Source organism: Arthrobacter sp. RCC_34, assembly GCF_041360795.1.
GTDB lineage: Bacteria > Actinomycetota > Actinomycetes > Actinomycetales > Micrococcaceae > Arthrobacter_E.
In genome coordinates this window covers 393,073-412,777 of the sequence record NZ_JBFUPW010000003.1, presented here as the reverse complement: position 1 = coordinate 412,777, position 19,705 = coordinate 393,073, and the positions used below count along the sequence as shown (strand labels likewise).

Sequence of the window (19,705 nt, the reverse complement as noted above, 5' to 3'; positions counted from 1 at the left end):
CCCCTTCCTGCAGTAAGGAGCTTCACCTGTCCACCGGCACACGCGTCCTCAACGGGCGCTACGAACTCGGCGATCTGCTCGGTCGCGGCGGCATGGCCGACGTGTACCGAGGCACAGACCTGCGCCTGGGCCGGGATGTCGCGGTGAAAATCCTGCGTGCGGACCTGGCCCGGGACCCCCAGTTCCTGGCCCGCTTCCGGCGCGAGGCGCAATCCGTGGCCGGGCTGAACCACGTGTCCATCGTGGCGGTCTACGACTCCGGGGAGGAGATCCAGGGCGACGGTGTGGACGGCGTGAAAGCCCCGTACATCGTCATGGAGATCGTCCAGGGTGAGACCCTCAAGGACCTCCTCAAGGCCGGCGAAGTGTCCGTCGACCAGGCCGTCGAGTACACGCTCGGGGTGCTGGCCGCCCTCGAATACAGCCATAAGGCCGGGATCGTGCACCGGGACATCAAGCCCGGCAACGTCATGGTCCGCAGCGACTCCGGCAGGGTCAAGGTCATGGACTTCGGCATCGCCCGGGCCGTGACCGACTCCTCGGCCACCATGACCCAGACCCAGGCGGTGGTCGGCACCGCCCAGTACCTCTCCCCGGAGCAGGCCCTGGGCGAGACCGTGGACGCCCGCAGTGACCTCTATTCGGCCGGCTGCCTGCTCTACGAACTGCTGACCGGCAAGCCGCCGTTCCAGGGCGACAGCCCGGTGTCCGTGGCGTACCAGCACGTCCAGGGCATCGCGGTGCCGCCCAGCAAGCTCAACCCCGACGTCAGCGGGGCCTTGGACTCCGTCGTGGCCAAGGCCATGCGCAAGAGGCGCGAGGACCGGTTCCCCGACGCCGCGGCCTTCCGGCGCGCCCTGCGCGCCGCCCTCGGAGGCGTCGCCGTGCACGACGCGCCCCAGGACTCCACCGCGGCGAACCTCGTGGCGGTGCCGGCGGACGCGCTCACGGCCGCCGTCGAGCAGCAGACGACGGCGCGCCACCGGGCCGCGGGAGGCACGGCCGGCGAATCCACCACCGCCCTGGCCCAGGTTCCGGAGCATGGCGCCGGGCATGGCGCCGAAGCCGCCGCGGACGTCACGCCTGCCCCGTACGGCACCGCCGAGGACGCCCTCACGCTGACGCAGGACCAGCTCCGCGTGCTCCTGCCGGAGATCCGGAACCTGCCCGAGGTGCAGCAGGCCCAGCGCAAGCACCGCCGTCACCGACGCGGTCTCATGGTCACCATCTGGATCTTCGTGCTCATGGTGCTGGGTGGCGCCGGCTTCGGGATCTACAGCTGGCTCACCCGCCCCATCCCGGTGGAGATGGTCGCGGTGCCGGCCGTGGCGCAGCTGACCGAGTCGGCGGCCATGCAGAAGCTCTACGACGCCCGCCTCCAGCCGAAGGTGACGCATGTGGCGAGTGCGACCGTCCCGGAGGGCACGGCCATCGAGACGGATCCCCGGGAAGGGGAGATGATCGAGGTCAACAAGGACGTGAAGCTCGTGGTGTCCGCAGGTCCCACGGCGGTTCAGATCCCTGACAAGCTCCAGGGGCAGAGTGAGGCCGCCGTCCGGGACATCCTGCGCGCCGCGGGACTCAAGAGCACTCCCGTGACGTCCTTCGCGGACAGCGCCACGGTCCCGGCCAATCAGGTCATCGCCACCAAGCCGGCGTCGGGCCAGACGGTGCCCGTCAACGGCGCGGTGCAGATCATCGTGTCCACGGGCAAGGTCGAGGTTCCGGAGCTGCGCGGGCAGACTGTGGACCAGGCCACCACCGTCCTGGAGGGTCTCGGCCTGCAAGTGGGGGTCGAGGAGAAGGACAACGCCGTGGTCCCCGAGGGACAGGTCACCGGCCAGAGCGTGGCGGCCAAGGACCGCATCGATCAGGGCGGCACGGTGGTCCTCACGGTCGCCCGCAAGCCCACCCCGCCGCCCACGCCGAGCAGCACCCCGTCCTCCACCCCGAGTGGGAAGCCCACGGCCGACGGCGGCTGACACTCCCGCGGCCCCCTCGACGTCGCGCTCTCGCAGCAGACAGACGCGCAGCAGACGGAGAAGAGCCCCCAGGACCGGATGGTCCTGGGGGCTCTTCCGTAGGCTGCTCAGCGCCGGTCGCGCTGCTTCCGGCCGTGCTACTTCCGGATCAGGGGCGAGAGCGTGGACGCCTTGGCAGCGGCTCCGGCGAGACCGAGCGACTCCAGCCAGTTCCCGAGCATCTGGTAACCGCCCTCGGTGAGGACGGACTCGGGGTGGAACTGGACGCCACAGAGGGGCGCTGTGCGGTGGCGCAGGCCCATGATGACGCCGTTGGCGGTCTGTGCAGTCACCTCGAGCTCGGCGGGGATGGAGTCGTTCTCCGCGGCGAGCGAGTGGTAGCGGGTGGCCGTGAACGGCGAGGGCACCTCGGCGAAGAGCGGATCCGTCCCGTGTTCGACCTGCGAGGTCTTCCCGTGCATGAGCTCCGGGGCGTGCGAGACGGTCCCGCCGTAGGCCTCGGCAAGGGCCTGGTGGCCCAGGCAGACGCCGAGCATCGGCTTGGCGTGCTCGCCGCACCACTTGATCAGTTCGATGCACACGCCGGCTCCCGCGGGATTGCCGGGACCCGGGGAGACCAGCACGCCGTCGCGGGCGGCGGCGAGCTCGATGGCCTCGTCGAGCGAGACGTCGTCATTGCGCACCACCGTGGTGTCGGCGCCGAGTTCCTGGAGGTAGCCCACCAGGGTGTAGACGAAGCTGTCGTAGTTGTCGATGACCAGGATTGAAGTGCTCATGGGCGTTGCGCTGAACCAATCGTCGAGTCGGTGAAGGAGGTGAACTGGGCCATCCAGGGGAAGAGGAACTGAACCATGAGGAACAGCGCCACGGCCACCAGGATCAGGGTCTGGAGGATCCTGAGCCACAGCGGCCCGGGAAGATGACGGAAGATCCACGAGTACATGCGATCAGCCCTTTCCTGAAACCTTGGCCACGAGCGGGGCGATCTCCCGCGGTGCTCCGGCGCTCAGCGGACGCCAGCTCTCCATGACGGAGTACGCGATGATGCGTTCCTCCGAACCGAAGCGCGGATTGCAGCTCGTCATGGTCATCAGGCGCTCCTTCGGCTGGGCCCCGGGCACCGTGGGCACCGGGAGGATCACATCGACCCGGTTGGGGAGGACGATCTCGGTGTTGCGGTACACATAGGTGTAGAAGCCCTCGCGGGTCTGGACGTAGATCTTGTCCCCGGGCTGCAGCAGGTGGATGTTGTCCAGCACCGAGCCGTGGGTCTGCCGGTGTCCGGCAAGGGCGAAGTTGCCGAGCGCGCCCGGCATCGCGGTCTTGTCGTAGTGGCCGAGCCCCAGTGTGTCCAGGACGTCCTGGCTCGTGCCCTGGATGAGCGGGCGCGAATAGTCGCTGCCGAAGCGGGGGACGTAGACGACGCCGAGCATCTCACCGTGGGGCTGAGCCTGCGCCACGCGTGGGGCGCCGTAGTCCCGCTCGGCGCTGCCGGCCGGCGGCGCCGCAGGCGGGGTGAACTGCCGCGTGAAGCTCTGGACGGCCTGCTCCTGCTGATGATCCGCCGTGACGTTCGTCCACCAGAGGTCCCATCCGACGAACAGCAGGAGAACCAGGCCGGCGGTCATGAGGAGCTCACCCAACACCTGGATGACTTTGCGCACCGGAGCCTCCTCTTCGCTGGACCAATCGGTCCCTGATCGCACATGCTCAGATCGGCCAGGGTTCCAGCGGCTACCATGGGAGTCTGAACCGCTTGCGCCCCGGCGTCCGCGGCCGGTCGAGCGTGTCCCAGCAGGATATCAAGGCCGGCTGGTCGTCCGCTTAACACCAATGGAGGAGCCCCATGCCTGAGTCGAAACAGCGACGCCGCGTGTCCCGCCCGGCCGCCGCCACCCAGGGCAAGGCGATCAAGCCGACCCCCACCTGGTACAAGGTGGTCATGTTCGGCCTCATGATCCTCGGCCTGCTGTGGATCATGACCTTCTACATCTCCAGCGGTCTCCTGCCGATCCCGGCACTGAACGGCTGGAACATCGGCGTCGGATTCGGGCTGCTCCTGGTCGGGTTCCTCATGACCACCCGCTGGCGGTCCTGAACCACACCGGCCCTGGTCACAGGACCCGTCCCCACCGGGGGGCGGGTCCTGCGTCGTTTCCGGGGAAGGGGCGCGGAGCGGAGAACCATCGCCGGTCCCGTCCACAACATCACAGGCAAGTTATCCACAGTGGGGATATTTCTGTGGGAAAACCGACTCCTCGCGGGCCCCGCCGCCCGATCCCCGCAATTCCGGGACCCTGACTTACACAGGTGTAAGTTACCCACAATGGGGACAAGCTGTGGAAAAAGCATCCGAAACCCTTGGCCAAACAAGTTACTGACGAGTAACATAGTGGCGTGAACCACAGCTCCCAGGCCGAGGCCTTCCCCCTGCTGTTCAGCCCGCTCACCGTCGACGGCGTCCGGCTGAAGAACCGCATCATCATGGGTTCCATGCACACGGGTCTCGAGGACCACCGCAAGGACGCGGACGCCCTCGCGGCCTTCTACGCCGAGCGCGCCCGCGGCGGCGCCGGGCTGATCGTGACCGGCGGCTACGCCCCGACGCTCAGTGGATGGCTCTCACCGTTCGGATCCAGCCTCACCTCCCGCCGCCAGCTCGGCGCGCACCGCAAGGTCACGGCGGCCGTGCACCGCGATGGCGGCCGGATCGCCTTGCAGATCCTGCACGCCGGCCGTTACGGCCACCACCCGCTCATCGTGGCGCCCTCGCGGCTCAAGGCGCCCATCACCCCGTTCACGCCCCGCGCTCTCAGCTCCCGCGGCGTCGAGCGCCAGATCGCCGGTTTCGTCCGCTGTGCGCGGCTGGCGCAGGCCGCGGGGTACGACGGCGTCGAGATCATGGGCGGGGAGGGCTATTTCATCAACCAGTTCCTCAGCTCGCGCAGCAACCAGCGCACCGACGAGTGGGGCGGGAGCCCGGCCGCGCGGCGTCGTGTGCCGGTGGAGATCGTGCGCCGGATCCGCGCGGCGGTCGGGGACGGTTTCATGGTCCTGTTCCGGCTCTCGATGGCGGACCTGGTCCCTCAGGGCCAGACCCAGGAGGAGATCCTGGACCTGGCCCGCGAACTCGAAGCGGCCGGCGCCGGGATGATCACCACAGACATCGGCTGGCATGAGTCCCGCGTCCCCACCATCGTCACCTCGGTGCCGCGCGCCGCGTTCACCGAATTCACCGAGGTGGTCGCCAAGGCCGTGACGATCCCGGTCGCGGCGTCGAACCGGATCAACATGCCGGCCGTCGCGGAGAAGATCCTGGCCGGGACCGGCATTCAGGCGGTCTCGCTGGCGCGTCCGATGCTCGCCGATCCGGAGTGGTCCCTCAAGGCCTCGAACGGTCGTGTGGACGAGATCAACACGTGCATCGGCTGCAATCAGGCGTGCCTGGATCACGCCTTCTCGGGCCGGAAGGTCAGCTGCCTGGTGAATCCCCGTGCGGGCAGGGAACTCACCCTCACCCTGGGCCCGACCGTGCTCCGCAAGCGCGTCGCCGTCGTCGGGGCCGGGCCGGCCGGACTCGCCACCGCGGTGACGGCCGCCGAACGCGGGCACTCCGTCACGCTCTTCGAAGCGGGAGACACGATCGGAGGGCAGTTCGGCATCGCCCAGCGCATCCCCGGCAAGGAGGAGTTCTCCGAAACCCTGCGGTACTACACGCGGCGCCTGGAGCTGCTGGACGTGGAGGTGCGCCTCAACGAGCGGGCCACGGCTCAGGAACTGGCGGGCGCCTTCGACGAGGTGGTCGTGGCGACCGGCGTCGAACCACGCATGCCCGCCATTCCGGGTATCGAGCACCCCAGCGTCATGAGCTACGCGGAGCTCGTCCGGGGCGCCCGCGCGGCCGGATCCCGGGTTGCCGTGATCGGCGCGGGCGGCATCGGCGTCGACGTCTCCGAGTTCCTCACGCATCAGGAGTCGCCGAGTCTGAATCTGGACCTGTGGCGCCGAGAGTGGGGCGTCAGCACCGACCCCGCCGCCCCGGGCGCCCTGGAGCGTCCCGAACACCAGCCCAGCCCCCGCACCGTGTACCTGCTGCAGCGCCGTGAGGGCAAGATCGGCGCGGGACTGGGCAAGACCACGGGCTGGGTCCACCGGGCCTCCCTGAAGGCCAAGGGCGTGGTGCAGCTGAGCGGCGTCAACTACGAGAAGATCGACGACGCCGGCTTGCACCTCAGCTTCGGCGCCGAGCGGAAGGATGCGCGCGTCCTCGAGGTGGACAGCGTGGTCATCTGCGCCGGGCAGGAGTCCGTGAACTCGCTCGCCGGGGAACTGGAGCGGCTCGGACAGAGCGTCCACGTGATCGGCGGAGCGGCCCTCGCCGCGGAGGTCGACGCGAAACGCGCGATCCGCGAAGGCACGGAGCTCGCCGCGGCATTCTGAGCCGCCATACCGGGAGGGCGCGTCAAGCGCTTGCCGCCCCAATGCCGCCGAGCCGCTGCCGAGCGGACTAAGTGAGCGTCCACTCTGGATTACACACACCCTCTGCATAGATCATGACCAAGTTATCCACAGCTGTGGACAGGAATTGTGGGAAACTGCGCTCCAAGCCGCCATGGCGGGGATCCGGGTTCGATGATGCGTCATGTACCGATCCACAGAAAGCCACAGCTGTGGACATCTCCTGTGGATAGAGCGTTGCCGGAGACCCGACAGCTCCCTGAGCCGCTCGCTTCGCGCCGGGCGGGTCGGCAGGCCGCCTCGGAGCACCGGGCCGGGGCCGATTCCCCGTCTGACCACGTCGCCCACAAATCCACAAGAAAATCCCCAGATGTTATCCACAGGGGTGGATAACATCTGGGGATTTCACGGAGACCGGCTCAATCCCGGACTCAGCGCCTCTGAACTACAGGGCTGTAATTTATTAACACTGTGGACAACCCCTGTGGATTACGGGAGCGGCAGAGTGCTGTCCTTCCACACGGTCAGGATGACGAGAACCACGGTGACCAGGCCCAGTCCGAGCCACTGCCAGAGCGGCGCCCGCTGCGAGCGTCCGGTGCCCACGAGGACGGCCGCACACGCGGCTCCCGTGACCAGGCCGCCCAGGTGGGCCTGCCAGGCGATGCCGGACACCAGGAAGCCGAAGGCCAGGTTGATCGCGAGCAGCACCCACAACTGCGTCATGGGCCCGCCCCGACGGCGCTGGACCAGCAGCATGGCGCCGAAGAGGCCGAAGATCGCACCCGAGGCGCCGACGACGCCCACCACCGGCAGCCAGGGGGTCAGCAGGAGATAGCCCACGGATCCGCCCACCGCGGAGATGAGATACAGGGCCAGGTAGCGCGCTCGTCCGAGCAGCGGTTCCAGGGCCTGGCCGAAGATCCACAGGGTGTACATGTTCAGGGCGAGATGCAGGATGTTGCCCTGTGAGTGCAGGAAGGCCGAGGTGAGCATGCGCCACGGCTCGGAGCCCGCGTAGATGTTCGCGAACGCGAAATTCTGGAAGATGAAGTCACCGGGGATCAGCCACTGCAGGGCGTAGACCGCCACGCACACGGCGATGATCCCCCAGGTGATCACGGGGCGGCCGGAGGCCACGGCCCCGCCGAATGCACCGCGGACTCGCGGCGCCGACGCCTGCGCCTCACGGACGCAATCGACGCATTGAACCCCGACGGCCGCGGGCCTCTGGCATTCCGGGCAGGCCGGCCGGCCACAGCGCTGGCAGCTCACATAGGAGACTCGGTCAGGGTGGCGTGGACAGACAGGGACCGCTCCGGCCGCCGGGGTTCCGTAACTCATGCGGTTTTAGAGCTGCTCGATCTCGATGCTCTTGATCACCACGTCCTCGACCGGACGGTCGCCCATGCCGGTGCGGACGCCCTCGATCGCGTCGACGACCTTGCGGGACTCCTCGTCAGCCACCTCACCGAAGATGGTGTGCTTGCCCTGCAGCCAGGTGGTGGGGATGGTGGTGATGAAGAACTGGGAGCCGTTGGTGCCCTGGCCCATCTGGATGCCGGCGTTGGCCATGGCCAGCTTGTACGGCTCGTTGAAGTTCAGCTCGGGGTGGATCTCGTCGTCGAAGCGGTAGCCGGGGCCGCCGACGCCGCGGCCGAGGGGATCGCCACCCTGGATCATGAAGTCCTTGATGATGCGGTGGAAGATCGTTCCGTCGTACAGCGGGGTGCCGGTCTTGTCCTCGCCCGTCTCCGGGTGGGTCCAGGCCTGCTCGCCGGTGGCGAGACCGACGAAGTTCTTGACCGTCTTGGGCGCGTGGTTGCCGAAGAGGTTGACGACGATGTCGCCCTGGTTGGTGTGGATGGTTGCCTTGGCGGTTGCAATACTCATGTCCCGATTCTCCCACGCAGCGCTGAGGGGCTCCTGGAGGTGGGCTGGGTTCCGCGGTGGGTGAAATCTTGCGCCGCGACACATTCCACATAGCCGCACATCAGGAAATGCAACTAGGCTGACTGCTAAGGACACCAAGCACTGCAGAGTGCCTGCCGGTCGCCGTCATGGGACTGACGGGCTTCACTCCACAGGAAGTGTTGATGCTAGGAGGCACCATGAAAAAGACCGTCAATTCCGCACGGGACCTTGAGCAGGGCGTGACGCAGGGCATCGAACAGGCCCGTGACTGGGCGGCGCCGCGTGTCGAAGCGGCCGTCAACTGGGCTGTGCCCCGGATCCAGCAGGGCATCGAGACGGCCTCGCCGAAGATCCAGGACGGTCTCAAGAGCGCGGCCCACAACCTGGCCGACGGCGTCGCCACCGTGACCCCTCGTCTTCAGGAAGGCCTGGCCCACCTCGGCCCGAAGATCCACGACGCCGTGGAGGAGGCCAGCCCGCGCATCCAGGAAGCCCTGGACAAGACCACCCCGGCTCTCGCCACCGCCCGGGACAAGGTGGTGAGCGAGTACCTCCCCCTGATCTCCGAGCAGCTCGGCAAGGCGTCTGAGGCCGTGCACCACGGCCTCGAGCAGGCTCCCGAGCAGATCGACGCCGTCGCCCGCCGGTTCGCCGATTCCCCCGTGGTGAATCAGCTGCAGGAGCAGGCCTCCGAGCTCGGCCAGCAGGGCCGTCAGATCGCCTCGGCCGCCGCTGATGCCGCGAACCAGCAGCTGGCCAAGCCGAAGAAGGGCAAGAAGAAGGGCCTCCTGGTCGTCGCCGTGATCGGCGCCGCGGTCGCGGCCGGCGTGGCCGTCTGGAGGGCCTCGCGCCCCACGCAGGATCCGTGGAAGGTGCCGGCGGAGCGTCCTCAGGACCGCCCTGCCCAGTCCTCCGGCCCCGCACACAGCGCACCCGCCGTCGTGGAAGCCGTCAAGGACGCCGGCGAAAAGGTCGCCACCAAGGCGCAGCACGTCGCCGAGAAGGCCGGCGACGCCGCTGAAGCCGGAGTGAAGGAGGCCAAGGCCGCCGTGGAGGAGTCCGCGGAGAAGGCATCGGAGTCCGCTTCCGACGTCAGCGAACGCGCCCGCACCACGGCACGCCGCGCCGCCGAGAAGATCCACGAGGCCAGCCAGAAGACCGCCGAGGCGGGCAAGGCGAAGGTCGAGGAAGCCAAGGACAAGGCCGAAGAGGTCGCCTCCGAGGTGAAGGACGCCGCGGACGGCAAGTAGCCTTCCGCAGCACCGTTCACCGCAAGACGCCCCGCCGGCAACCCTGCCGGCGGGGCGTCTTGCTATGTTTGAGGGGATCAAGCCCCACCGGGCGCATCCGTGTTTTGGAAATCGAGGACTGAGTGAACCGGCCCAGTGTGTCGATCGTGATCCCCGCTTACAACGAGGAAAGCGTCATCCGCCAGTGCCTGACGGCGGCCATCTACCAGAGTTCCCCCGCTCACGAGATCATCGTGGTGGACAACAAGTCCACGGACCGGACGGCGGAGATCGTCCGGTCCATGCAGCTGGAATACCCCGAATCGCCCATCCACCTGGTCGCGCAGAATGACGCCCAGGGGCTGATCCCCACCCGCAACGCCGGGCTCGACTACGGCAGCGGTGAAGTGCTCGGCCGGATCGACGCCGACTCCGTCCTGGAACCCGAATGGGTCGAGCAGGTGCAGAACGCCTTCCTGGACCCCACCGTGCAGGCGGCCACCGGTCCCGTGCTCTACTACGACATGCCGCTGCGCCGCTGGGGTCAGAAGGCCGACGACCGGATGCGGCAGCTCATGCTCCGGCTGGCCCGCCACGAGTACCACTTCCTCTTCGGCTCCAACATGGCCCTGCGGAAGAGCGCCTGGGAGATCATCCGCTCCGAGACGTGCCTGGATGAGAAGGACGAGATGCACGAGGACATCGACCTCTCACTGCACCTGGCCGAGCACAGCCTCCGCGTCCAATACGTCCCCACCATGGTCTCGGGGATGTCCGCGCGGCGCCTCGAGGATTCACCGCGGGACTACAGCTACTACGTGACCCGCTTCGACCGCACCTACAAGGCCCACAACATCAAGAAGATCGCCCTGAAGGCTCCCATGGTGGTGTTCTACTCCGTCTACTTCCCGGCGAAGATCCTCCGCGCCATCCACAGCGCGACGGCGGCGGTGCCGGAGCGCGGCGGAGTCTAGGACGCGGCAGGCCGCCGTCCGGGCTGGACTTCCCGCCCGGCGGCGTCAGTCGATGGGGGCTTCCGCGAGTTTCTCCCGCTTGCCCCGCTGCCCTGCGATGACCACGGCGAGGCCCGCGATGATCAGGGCCAGGCCGGCGTAGGTCCCCGCGGGGAGCACTTCATGGAGGAACACCGCCGCCAGGATCGCGGCTCCCGGGATCTCCAGCAGCACCAGCATGGACACCACGAGGGCGCTCATGTGGCCCACCAGGTAGTTCAGCGAGGTGTGGCCGAGGAGCTGCGCGGCCACCGTGATGGCCAGGATGCCGAGCCAGCCGTTGAGCTCGAACCCGACCAGCGGCTGCCGCCCCACGAGTGCCAGCACCAGGACCACCAGGGCGCAGAACGCGTAACAGATGCCCGTGTAGGCGCCCGTCGTCATGTCCTCCCGGGCTTTGCTGCCGGCCAGCGTGTACACACCCGCCAGGATGCCGCCCAGGATCGCCAGGATGTCACCCCAGAGCGCCTGCGGGGACGATCCCAGGTCGAAGCCCGTGATCGCCACGACTCCCAGGAACGAGACCCCCAGCCCCGCCAGGACGTGCCAGGAGTGCTTCGTGCCGCGGAAGAGCTGGATGAGGGCGATCCAGGCCGACTGCAGGCAGACGAGCGCCGTGGAGGCGGCCACGCTGGTCAGTTCGAGCGAGTAGAAGAAGCAGACGAAATGGAAGGCCAGGGCAACTCCCGCGACGCCGCTCCACACGAGGGAACGGCGGCTCACCCGGGTGAAGGACTGCGGGCGACGGGCCAGTTCGGGAGCGCCCATCACGACGGCGGCGATCGCGTTGCGCCAGAAGGCGATCGCGAGAGCCCCGACCGTGGTGCCCGCCAGTGTGGCGGAGACCAACGGACCCGAGGCGGAGACTCCGAGGATGCCCAGCGTGGCCATCAGTGCGTTCATGCCTCAGCCTTCCGCCGTCGTCGTGGGGGCAAAACAAAAGGACCGTCTTGCGACGATCCTTTTGTGCTGGTGGAGGCAAGGGGACTCGAACCCCTAACCCCCTGCTTGCAAAGCAGGTGCGCTACCAATTGCGCCATGCCCCCAGAAATCCCGGTCAGGAAACCGTATCGGTTCCTTGCTTCCAGGCACCCTTCTGGGCTTCGGACTCCCGGGCCTTCTTCACGATGACCACGGAAGCGACTGCCAGTGCGATGACGAGCAATTTCTTCATGGTGCCTCGTTCCGTGAACTCGGTGTTCCGTGGGCGTACCAGGACTTGAACCTGGGACCTCTTCGTTATCAGCGAAGCGCTCTAACCGCCTGAGCTATACGCCCCCACAGCCTACGAGTCTCCTCGATCGGGCCGAGATAAGACTTTACAGGACTTCCCTGTCCAATCCAAATCGGCCGGGACACCGTCCACACGGTGTCCCGGCCGATCAGAGGCTGGCTCTCGAAGGGGCCGTTCAGTCGTCCGTGAGCGTGACGCCCACGCCGCCCACCAGGGTGGCGGCGAGGTTGTACAGCACGGCGGACAGCGTCGAGATGGCCGTCAGGAGCACGACGTTGACCACGGCGATGATCGTCGAGAAGGAGACCACCTGGCCGAGCGAGGCGACCTTCCGGAGGTCGAAGCCGCCGCTTTCGCTGCCGGCCACGTCACCCACGAGCTTGTTGACCTGGTTGAAGATGCCGGTCAGGTCCAGCACGGTCCACAGGACCAGGGCGGCCACCACGGTCACGATGCCCAGGGCCACGGAGAGCAGGAAGGACATCTTCAGGACCGACCACGGGTCGACCTTGCTGATCATGAGCTTGGCGCGGCGCACCTTCGCCTTGGGCGCGGGCTTCACGAGCCCCGCGGTCGCGGCGGACGCAGCCGGACCCGCAGGAGCCTGAGCAGGACGGGCCTGGGCCGGGCGTGCCTGCGCCGGCCGCGCGTCGGCGGGACGCGAAGCGTTCGCAGCACCCTGGGCCGCACCGGTGGCGCCGGGGACGGGAGACTTGCTCACGGCCGGAGCCGGACGGGATGCGGGAGCCTGGCGCTGCTGCTCCGCAGCGGGCTTGGCCTGAGGCTTCGGCTGCTGCGGGGCTTCGAAGGGGGACGCCACCGGCCGGGACGGCTGACCGCCCTTGTCGGCGGAACCACCGGATGGGTTCGCGGAGCCTTCGTCCTTCGTCGGTCGGCTCTCAAAGGGGCTCGAGTTCGAGGGGCTCACGCGGTACCTCCACTGGTTTCATTGCTCTGCGGATCGTCCGAACCGGATTCGCCGGATTCGGTGTCCTGGACGGGGACGGACGCATCGGCGCCGTCCGTGTTCTGACTCAACGTTACGTCATCGCCTGCGGCATCGTCCGGTGTTTCACCGGAATCCTCGGCCTCCAGACCACGCTCGCTGTTGCGCGCGACGCCGATGATGCGGTCGTTCTTGTCCGGCTTGGCGAAGATGACGCCCATGGTGTCGCGGCCCTTGGCGGGCACGCCCTGCACCGAGGAGCGGACCACCTTGCCGCCTTCCATGACCACGAGGACTTCGTCGTTCTCATCCACGATGAGAGCGCCGACCAGGTCACCGCGTTCCTCGGCGAGCTTGGCCACCTTGATGCCCAGGCCGCCACGGTTCTGCAGGCGATATTCGTCGGCCGCGGTGCGCTTGGCGTAGCCGCCCTCGGTCACCACGAACACGTAGGAGTCCTCGGTGACCACATCGGCGGCGAGAAGCTCGTCGGCCTCGCGGAACTTCATACCGGTGACACCCGAGGTGGCGCGGCCCATGGGACGCAGTGCCTCGTCGTCGGCGGTGAAGCGGATCGACTGGCCCTTACGGGACACCAGGATGAGGTCGTCGGTCTCGCTGACCAGCTGGGCCGAGACCACTTCGTCGCCGTCGCGCAGGTTGATGGCGATCACGCCGGCGCTGCGGTTGGTGTCGTAGTCCTCCAGGCGGGTCTTCTTGACCAGGCCGCCCTTCGTGGCGAGCACCAGGTACGGGGCCTGCTGATAATCGCGCAGGTCGAGGACCTGGGCGATGTGCTCGTCCGGCTGGAAGGCCAGCAGGTTCGCCACGTGCTGGCCCTTGGCGTCGCGGCCGGCCTCGGTCAGTTCGTACGCCTTGGCGCGATACACGCGGCCCAGGTTGGTGAAGAACAGCAGCCAGTGGTGGGTGGTGGTGACGAAGAAGTGCTCGACGACGTCGTCGCCCCGCAGCTGGGCGCCCTTGATGCCCTTGCCGCCGCGCTGCTGCGAGCGGTAGTTGTCGCTGCGGGTGCGCTTGACGTAGCCGCCACGGGTGATCGTGACGACCACTTCTTCCTCGGGGATGAGGTCCTCGATGGACATGTCGCCGTCGAAGCCGCGCAGGATCTGCGTGCGGCGGTCGTCACCGTGCTTCTCGACGATCCCGGCGAGCTCCTCGGAGATGATGGCACGCTGGCGGTCCTCGGACGCGATGATCTCCTTGTACTCGGTGATCAGCGCTTCGAGTTCGGCGTGACGCTCCTGGAGCTTCTGGCGCTCCAGGGCGGCCAGACGGCGCAGCTGCATGTCCAGGATGGCGCGGGCCTGGAGCTCGTCGATCTCGAGCAGCTCCATCAGACCGTCGCGGGCGGCCTCCGTGGTGCTGGACGCGCGGATCAGGGCGATGACCTCATCCAGCATGTCGAGCGCCTTGAGGAGCGCGCGCAGGATGTGAGCCTCTTCCTCGGCACGGCGCAGACGGTACCGGGTCCGGCGGGCGATGACGTCCAACTGGTGCGCCACCCAGTGGCGGATGAACGCGTCGAGGCTCAGTGTGCGCGGCACCCCGTCCACGATCGCCAGCATGTTCGCGGAGAAGTTCTCCTGCAGCTGGGTGTGCTTGTAGAGGTTGTTCAGGACCACCTTGGCCACGGCGTCGCGCTTGAGCACGATCACGAGGCGCTGACCGGTGCGGCCGGAGGTCTCATCACGGAGGTCGGCGATGCCCTGGACCTTGCCGTCCTTGACCAGTTCGGCGATCTTCACGGCCAGGTTGTCCGGGTTCGCCTGGTAGGGCAGCTCGGTGACCACGAGGCAGGTGCGGCCCTGGATCTCCTCGACGTTGACCACGGCACGCATGGTGATGGAACCACGGCCCGTGCGGTACGCGTCCTCGATGCCCTTGTGGCCCAGGATCGTGGCGCCGGTGGGGAAATCCGGGCCCTTGATGCGGACCAGAAGCTCTTCGAGGAGCTCTTCGCGAGTGGCTTCCGGGTTCTGCAGGTACCACTGCACACCGTCCGCCACTTCGCGAAGGTTGTGCGGCGGGATGTTGGTGGCCATGCCGACGGCGATGCCGGAGGACCCGTTGACCAGCAGGTTCGGGAATCGCGCCGGCAGGATGGTGGGCTCGAGGCTGCGGCCGTCGTAGTTGGGCTGGAAGTCGACGGTCTCCTCGTCGATGTCCCGCACCATCTCCATGGCGAGCTGGGACATCTTCGTCTCGGTGTACCGGGGGGCGGCCGCGCCGTCATTGCCCGGGGAGCCGAAGTTGCCCTGACCGAGCGCCAGCGGGTAGCGCATCACCCAGTCCTGGATGAGACGGACGAGGGCGTCGTAGATCGCCATGTCACCGTGCGGGTGGTACGTGCCCATCACGTCGCCGACCACGCGGGCGCACTTGCTGAACGCCTTGTCGGGGCGGTAGCCGCCGTCGTACATCGCGTAGATCACGCGGCGGTGCACCGGCTTGAGGCCGTCCCGGACGTCCGGGAGGGCACGGCCCACGATCACGGCCATGGCGTAATCGAGGTAGGAGCGCTGCATCTCGGTCTGCAGGTCGACCTGCTCGACGCGGTCCACCAGCGTGCCCTCGATGGCGGCCTCGGGGCTCTTCATGCCAGGGATTTCGGGAGTTTCGTCACTCATCGTTCCGTCTTTCGTTTCACGTTGATCAGTTCCGGATCAGGCGCACGACGGCGGCACTCGGCCGCCGTCGCCTGCTCGCCTAGATGTCCAGGAACCTGACGTCCTTGGCGTTCTGCTGGATGAAGTTACGGCGGGATTCGACATCCTCGCCCATGAGGACCGAGAACACCTGGTCCGCGGCGAGGGCGTCATCCATGGTGACCTGCAGCAGCGTGCGGCGGTCGGGGTCCATGGTGGTGTCCCAGAGCTCGGTGTAGTCCATCTCGCCGAGACCCTTGTAACGCTGGATGCCGTTCTCCTTGGGCAGGCGCTTGTTCTCGGCCTGGCCCTTGGCCAGCGCGGCGTCACGCTCGGCGTCGCTGTAGACGTAATCGTGCGTCGCGTTGGACCACTTGATGCGGTACAGCGGCGGCTGCGCCAGGTAGACGTACCCGTTCTCGATGAGCGGCCGCATGTAGCGGAACAGCAGGGTCATGAGCAGCGTGGTGATGTGCTGGCCGTCCACATCGGCATCGGCCATGAGCACGATCTTGTGGTACCGCAGCTTCTCGAGATCGAAGTCCTCACCGATGCCGGCGCCGAACGCCGTGATCATCGACTGCACTTCGGCGTTGCCGAGAGCCTTGTCCAGGCGGGCACGCTCGACGTTCAGGATCTTGCCTCGCAAGGGCAGGATCGCCTGGGTCTCCGGGTTGCGGCCGCGCTTGGCGGAACCACCTGCGGAGTCACCCTCCACGATGTACACCTCACAGCGCGACGGGTCCTTGGAGGAGCAGTCGGAGAGCTTGCCGGGCATGCCGAAGGACTCCAGCGGGCTCTTCCGGCGGGCATTGTCGCGGGCCTTCCGGGCCGCGAGGCGTGCCTGGGCGGCGTTGATCGCCTTCCGGATGATGTCCCGCGCGGGGCCGGGGTTGCGCTCCAGCCAGTCACCGAGCTCCTCGGTCACGGCACGCTGCACGAAGCCCTTGGCCTCGGAGTTGCCGAGCTTGGTCTTGGTCTGGCCTTCGAACTGCGGTTCGGAGAGCTTCACGGAGATGACGGCGGTCAGGCCTTCACGGATGTCATCACCGGTGAGGTTGTCGTCCTTCTCCTTGATGATGTTCTTCTCGCGGGCGTACCGGTTGATGAGGGTGGTCAGCGCAGCGCGGAAACCCTCCTCATGCGTGCCGCCCTCATGCGTGTTGATGGTGTTGGCGTAGGTGTGGACGCTCTCGGAGTACGCCGTGGTCCACTGCATCGCCATCTCGAGCGAGATCTGCTTGTCGGTGTCCTCGGTCGCGAGGGAGATCACGTCCGGGTGGACCAGCTCGGTCTTCTTGCTCTTGTTGAGGTGGATCACGTAGTCCAGAAGACCGTTGTCGTACTGGTAGACCACCGTGCGGGGGCCGCTTTCCGCCTCGTTGAGGTGGTCCAGGTCCAGGTCCTCGTCGGGCGTCTCGATCTCGCGCTCATCCGTCAGTGTGATGCGCAGGCCCTTGTTGAGGAACGCCATCTGCTGGAAGCGGGCGCGGAGGGTCTCGAAATCGAACTCGGTGGTCTCGAAGATCTCGGGATCCGGGTAGAACGTCTGGGTGGTGCCCGTCTCCTCGGTCTCCTCGCCCTCGACCAGCGGGCCCATGGGCTTGCCGCCGTCGGCGAAGGACATGCGCCAGGCGTGACCCTGACGACGGACCACGGTGTCCACGCGGCGGGACAGCGCGTTGACGACGGAGATGCCCACGCCGTGCAGACCACCGGAGACGGAGTAGCCGCCGCCACCGAACTTGCCGCCGGCATGCAGGATGGTCATGACCACTTCCACCGTCGGCTTGCCCTCGGTGGGGTGGATGTCCACGGGGATGCCACGGCCGTCATCCACCACGCTGACGCCGCCGTCGGCCTGGAGCACCACTTCGATGTGGGAGCAGTACCCGGCCAGGGCCTCATCCACCGAGTTGTCCACGACTTCGTAGACGAGGTGGTGCAGACCGCGGGGTCCGGTCGAACCGATGTACATGCCGGGCCGTTTGCGGACGGCTTCCAGACCTTCAAGGACGGTGATGTCACTGGCGCCGTAGTCGCGCTGCGTGGTGGCGGACAATCCGCTTTCCTGCTGCGGATCGGCGTCTGGGTGTTCGGCGTTCTCAATGGCCACAGGCGTGTCTTTCCTTCGTTGCTCTCTTAAAGCGTGCTCGGCCAGCCATCCGCTGCGGCGGTCGGCTGACGTGAACGGGCTGACGTGTGTGGTGCTCGTTCCATGGGTCCTCCGGCGCGAGGCACCGCCGGTGCGGTCCCGGGACATGGGTCGAGCGCCGGATCCGTCACGAAGCGGCGCTCTGAGCCTCACCGTTCATTCTACCCTTTAGAACTGAACGAATCCTGATTCTGGGACGCTCCTGGCGAAGAAAAACTGCCCTGACCGGCCCGCAACGGGCTCTTGGCGCTCTCGGAGGGCTCTTGGATGGCCCGGGATACGGCTCACGGGGCGTTCAGAGCTCCTGGAGGCCGTGGAGCGTTTCACCCATACGTGTCGCGCGGACCCCGTCCGGGCACACTCCGGCGCCCCTTCTTCCAGGACGGCGGGTTGGGTCCGTGGATCTCGATCACCGTCACGATCCCCGGCCCCACTTCGGTCCGGAACTTCTCCAGAAGGCTGGGCCTCAGCAGCCTCATGTTGGCGGCCCAGGCCGTGGAATCACAGCGCACCGTCAGCGTGGTGCCGGCGAATCCTGTCGCCTGGCAATGCGCGGCGACCTCCGGACCGACGAATGACGGCCACTGGCTGACCACCGATCCGACCGCGACCGGCGAGCTCCAGCCCCGGTCCACCACGAGCCGTCCCATGATCGACCCGACGCCCTGAGGATCGCGGCCCAGCCCGAATTCGCGGGACGGACGGGCCTTCTTCTTCGCCGGCCGGGGACCTTCGAGCGATCCGGACGTGGACCTGCTCCGGATCTCGCCGCGCAATTCCGCAGCGCGGCGCGCACGCCGCAAAGCGTCACGTGCTGCGTCCGGGCCCTCCTGTTCGGGTGTGCCCGGATCCGGTTCACGCACCATCGCCGTCTCCCGGAAGGACTGTGCCGGGAAGCACCCGGACCCTGGAACCGGCAAGCTCCTCGGGCACATCGCTGTCCACCGCGGCTGTGACCAGCACTTGTTCCGCAGTGGCCACGATCGTCGCCAGACGTGCCCGCCGCTGGGCGTCGAGCTCGGCGAAGACGTCGTCCAGGATCAGGATGGGCGCCTGCGTTCCGGACAGATCGTCCTCTAGCAGGGCGTAGTACGCGGCCAGGCGCAGGGACAGCGCGAAGGACCAGGTCTCACCGTGCGAGGCGAAGCCCTTCGCGGGCGCCTGGCCCAGGAGCAGCTCCCATTCCTCGCGGTGCGGTCCCACGAGGGTCAGGCCCCGGTCGGCTTCCTGCTGCCGACTCGCTTTCAGCGCCAGCAGATAGCGTTCGGTGAGCCGGGCGACGTCGTCTCCGGCGAGCCGCGCCGCGTCATCCTCAGCCGCAGGGATCCCGACGACGGCGGGGCCGCCGTCGTCGTCCGCTGCGGTTGGAGCGGGCAGCGAGTCCACCTCGTTCGCCTCGGTCTCGAAGGCGACCGTGGAGCGGTACTGGGCCCGCGCGATCTTCGAACCATCGGTGAGGGAGGCATACGCGGTGTCGATATGAGGCTGAAGACTCCGGACCAGAGCGAGCCTCGCGTGCAGCAGTTCGGCGCCCTTGGCCGCGAGGTGGTGATCCCAGACGTCGAGGGTGGATTCCTGTGCGGAGGACAGCCGGCCGCCGCGGGCCGACTTCAGCAGGGCGTTCCGTTGTTTGAGGACCCGGTCGTAATCGGCGCGCGTCCCCGCGTGGCGCGGTTCCAGCGTCACGAGCAGTTCGTCGAGGAACCGGCGCCGGACGGCCGGTTCCCCCTTGACCAGGGCCAGGTCCTCCGGTGCGAAGAGCACCGAACGGACCAGGCCCAGGATGTCCCGGGCCCGCACCGGGTTCCCCCGGTTGATGCGGGCCCGGTTGGCCCTGGCGGCGTTGATCTCCACTTCCACGCTGGCCTGCTGCTCACCGCGGACCAGCCGGGCCCGGATGAACGCCTGCTCGGTCCCGAACCGCAACAACGGCTGGTCCGAGGAGACGCGGTGCGAACCGAGCGTGGAAAGGTAGCCGATCGCTTCCACCACGTTGGTCTTGCCCACGCCGTTGGAACCGACCAGGACGGTCACGCCCGGCTCCAGCGGGAGTTCAAGCTGAGGGTAACTGCGGAAATCCGTCAGCGAGAGATGCGCCAGGTACACGC

17 protein-coding genes and 2 tRNA genes are annotated in these 19,705 nt (G+C 67.6%); 5 read left to right on the top strand and 14 right to left on the bottom strand.

Annotated features, from left to right (window positions below; genetic code table 11):
• The first annotated feature begins 92 nt into the window (after window positions 1-92).
• On the top strand, window positions 93-1,982 hold the full coding sequence (gene pknB / locus AB6732_RS13635; RefSeq protein WP_370960459.1) for a Stk1 family PASTA domain-containing Ser/Thr kinase: 1,890 nt from the start codon (window positions 93-95) through the stop codon (window positions 1,980-1,982).
• Between the two features lie 137 nt (window positions 1,983-2,119).
• On the opposite strand, the gene AB6732_RS13630 is transcribed toward pknB, so the two are convergent.
• From AB6732_RS13630 to AB6732_RS13620, 3 genes are read right to left on the bottom strand one after another with little or no spacing between them, the layout of a single operon-like run.
• Window positions 2,120-2,758 carry an aminodeoxychorismate/anthranilate synthase component II gene (locus AB6732_RS13630; protein WP_370960458.1) on the bottom strand — a complete coding sequence of 213 codons (639 nt, stop codon included), beginning with the start codon at window positions 2,756-2,758 and terminating at the stop codon, window positions 2,120-2,122.
• Window positions 2,755-2,925 carry a hypothetical protein gene (locus AB6732_RS13625; protein ID WP_169795514.1) on the bottom strand — a complete coding sequence of 57 codons (171 nt, stop codon included), beginning with the start codon at window positions 2,923-2,925 and terminating at the stop codon, window positions 2,755-2,757. Before AB6732_RS13625 ends, AB6732_RS13630 begins: the two co-directional genes overlap by 4 nt.
• A gap of 4 nt (window positions 2,926-2,929) precedes the next feature.
• Window positions 2,930-3,646: a class E sortase gene (locus tag AB6732_RS13620; RefSeq protein WP_370960457.1), complete on the bottom strand. Its 717-nt coding sequence runs from the start codon at window positions 3,644-3,646 to the stop codon at window positions 2,930-2,932.
• Window positions 3,647-3,828: 182 nt separating this feature from the next.
• Between AB6732_RS13620 and AB6732_RS13615 the strand changes: the two genes are divergently transcribed.
• Both AB6732_RS13615 and AB6732_RS13610 read left to right on the top strand, forming a co-directional pair.
• Complete coding sequence (locus tag AB6732_RS13615; RefSeq protein ID WP_370960456.1) at window positions 3,829-4,080, top strand: cell division protein CrgA; 252 nt, start codon at window positions 3,829-3,831, stop codon at window positions 4,078-4,080.
• Between the two features lie 299 nt (window positions 4,081-4,379).
• Entirely contained in the window at window positions 4,380-6,422 is a 2,043-nt protein-coding gene (locus AB6732_RS13610) for an FAD-dependent oxidoreductase (RefSeq protein ID WP_370960455.1), read from the top strand.
• A 507-nt stretch (window positions 6,423-6,929) separates the two neighbouring features.
• Here AB6732_RS13610 and AB6732_RS13605 read toward each other — a convergent pair.
• Window positions 6,930-7,784 (bottom strand): rhomboid family intramembrane serine protease, encoded by an 855-nt coding sequence (locus tag AB6732_RS13605; RefSeq protein WP_370960454.1) that lies wholly within the window; start codon window positions 7,782-7,784, stop codon window positions 6,930-6,932.
• Between the two features lie 6 nt (window positions 7,785-7,790).
• Complete coding sequence (locus AB6732_RS13600; RefSeq protein WP_066213542.1) at window positions 7,791-8,333, bottom strand: peptidylprolyl isomerase; 543 nt, start codon at window positions 8,331-8,333, stop codon at window positions 7,791-7,793.
• Window positions 8,334-8,551: 218 nt separating this feature from the next.
• On the opposite strand from AB6732_RS13600, the gene AB6732_RS13595 reads away from it, so the two are divergent.
• Together AB6732_RS13595 and AB6732_RS13590 are read left to right on the top strand one after the other, a co-directional pair.
• The gene (locus tag AB6732_RS13595) at window positions 8,552-9,604 is read left to right on the top strand and encodes a hypothetical protein (protein ID WP_370960453.1); all 1,053 of its coding nucleotides are present in this window, start codon (window positions 8,552-8,554) and stop codon (window positions 9,602-9,604) included.
• A 122-nt stretch (window positions 9,605-9,726) separates the two neighbouring features.
• Entirely contained in the window at window positions 9,727-10,557 is an 831-nt protein-coding gene (locus tag AB6732_RS13590) for a glycosyltransferase family 2 protein (RefSeq protein ID WP_370960452.1), read from the top strand.
• Window positions 10,558-10,602: 45 nt separating this feature from the next.
• Here AB6732_RS13590 and AB6732_RS13585 read toward each other — a convergent pair whose 3' ends face one another.
• From AB6732_RS13585 to recF, 9 genes are all read right to left on the bottom strand, one after another.
• A complete protein-coding gene (locus AB6732_RS13585; RefSeq protein WP_370960451.1) occupies window positions 10,603-11,499 on the bottom strand; it encodes a DMT family transporter in 897 nt (298 codons plus the stop codon).
• 67 nt (window positions 11,500-11,566) lie between these two features.
• Window positions 11,567-11,642 (bottom strand) — tRNA-Ala (locus tag AB6732_RS13580).
• An 11-nt stretch (window positions 11,643-11,653) separates the two neighbouring features.
• Window positions 11,654-11,770 carry a DLW-39 family protein gene (locus AB6732_RS13575; protein WP_217640435.1) on the bottom strand — a complete coding sequence of 39 codons (117 nt, stop codon included), beginning with the start codon at window positions 11,768-11,770 and terminating at the stop codon, window positions 11,654-11,656.
• Between the two features lie 30 nt (window positions 11,771-11,800).
• Window positions 11,801-11,874, bottom strand: a tRNA-Ile gene (locus AB6732_RS13570).
• Between the two features lie 131 nt (window positions 11,875-12,005).
• A complete protein-coding gene (locus AB6732_RS13565; RefSeq protein WP_370960450.1) occupies window positions 12,006-12,758 on the bottom strand; it encodes a DUF3566 domain-containing protein in 753 nt (250 codons plus the stop codon).
• The gene (gyrA, locus tag AB6732_RS13560) at window positions 12,755-15,424 is read right to left on the bottom strand and encodes a DNA gyrase subunit A (RefSeq protein WP_370960449.1); all 2,670 of its coding nucleotides are present in this window, start codon (window positions 15,422-15,424) and stop codon (window positions 12,755-12,757) included. The genes AB6732_RS13565 and gyrA overlap by 4 nt, the downstream gene beginning before the upstream one ends.
• 79 nt (window positions 15,425-15,503) lie before the next feature.
• Window positions 15,504-17,558: a DNA topoisomerase (ATP-hydrolyzing) subunit B gene (gyrB, locus tag AB6732_RS13555; RefSeq protein WP_370960448.1), complete on the bottom strand. Its 2,055-nt coding sequence runs from the start codon at window positions 17,556-17,558 to the stop codon at window positions 15,504-15,506.
• Window positions 17,559-17,920: 362 nt separating this feature from the next.
• On the bottom strand, window positions 17,921-18,463 hold the full coding sequence (locus tag AB6732_RS13550) for a DUF721 domain-containing protein (RefSeq protein WP_144629615.1): 543 nt from the start codon (window positions 18,461-18,463) through the stop codon (window positions 17,921-17,923).
• Window positions 18,453-19,703 carry a DNA replication/repair protein RecF gene (recF, locus tag AB6732_RS13545; RefSeq protein ID WP_370960447.1) on the bottom strand — a complete coding sequence of 417 codons (1,251 nt, stop codon included), beginning with the start codon at window positions 19,701-19,703 and terminating at the stop codon, window positions 18,453-18,455. Before recF ends, AB6732_RS13550 begins: the two co-directional genes overlap by 11 nt.
• Window positions 19,704-19,705 lie beyond the last annotated feature (2 nt).

Bases quoted from the DNA above. Each gene is read 5' to 3' on its own strand.
- pknB (WP_370960459.1), top strand. From the start codon at position 93: ATGGCCGACGTGTACCGAGGCACAGACCTGCGCCTGGGCCGGGATGTC.
- AB6732_RS13630 (WP_370960458.1), bottom strand. From the start codon at position 2,758: ATGAGCACTTCAATCCTGGTCATCGACAACTACGACAGCTTCGTCTAC.
- AB6732_RS13625 (WP_169795514.1), bottom strand. From the start codon at position 2,925: ATGTACTCGTGGATCTTCCGTCATCTTCCCGGGCCGCTGTGGCTCAGG.
- AB6732_RS13615 (WP_370960456.1), top strand. From the start codon at position 3,829: ATGCCTGAGTCGAAACAGCGACGCCGCGTGTCCCGCCCGGCCGCCGCC.
- AB6732_RS13605 (WP_370960454.1), bottom strand. From the start codon at position 7,784: ATGAGTTACGGAACCCCGGCGGCCGGAGCGGTCCCTGTCTGTCCACGC.
- AB6732_RS13600 (WP_066213542.1), bottom strand. From the start codon at position 8,333: ATGAGTATTGCAACCGCCAAGGCAACCATCCACACCAACCAGGGCGAC.
- AB6732_RS13595 (WP_370960453.1), top strand. From the start codon at position 8,552: ATGAAAAAGACCGTCAATTCCGCACGGGACCTTGAGCAGGGCGTGACG.
- AB6732_RS13585 (WP_370960451.1), bottom strand. From the start codon at position 11,499: ATGAACGCACTGATGGCCACGCTGGGCATCCTCGGAGTCTCCGCCTCG.
- AB6732_RS13575 (WP_217640435.1), bottom strand. From the start codon at position 11,770: ATGAAGAAATTGCTCGTCATCGCACTGGCAGTCGCTTCCGTGGTCATC.
- gyrA (WP_370960449.1), bottom strand. From the start codon at position 15,424: ATGAGTGACGAAACTCCCGAAATCCCTGGCATGAAGAGCCCCGAGGCC.
- AB6732_RS13550 (WP_144629615.1), bottom strand. From the start codon at position 18,463: ATGGTGCGTGAACCGGATCCGGGCACACCCGAACAGGAGGGCCCGGAC.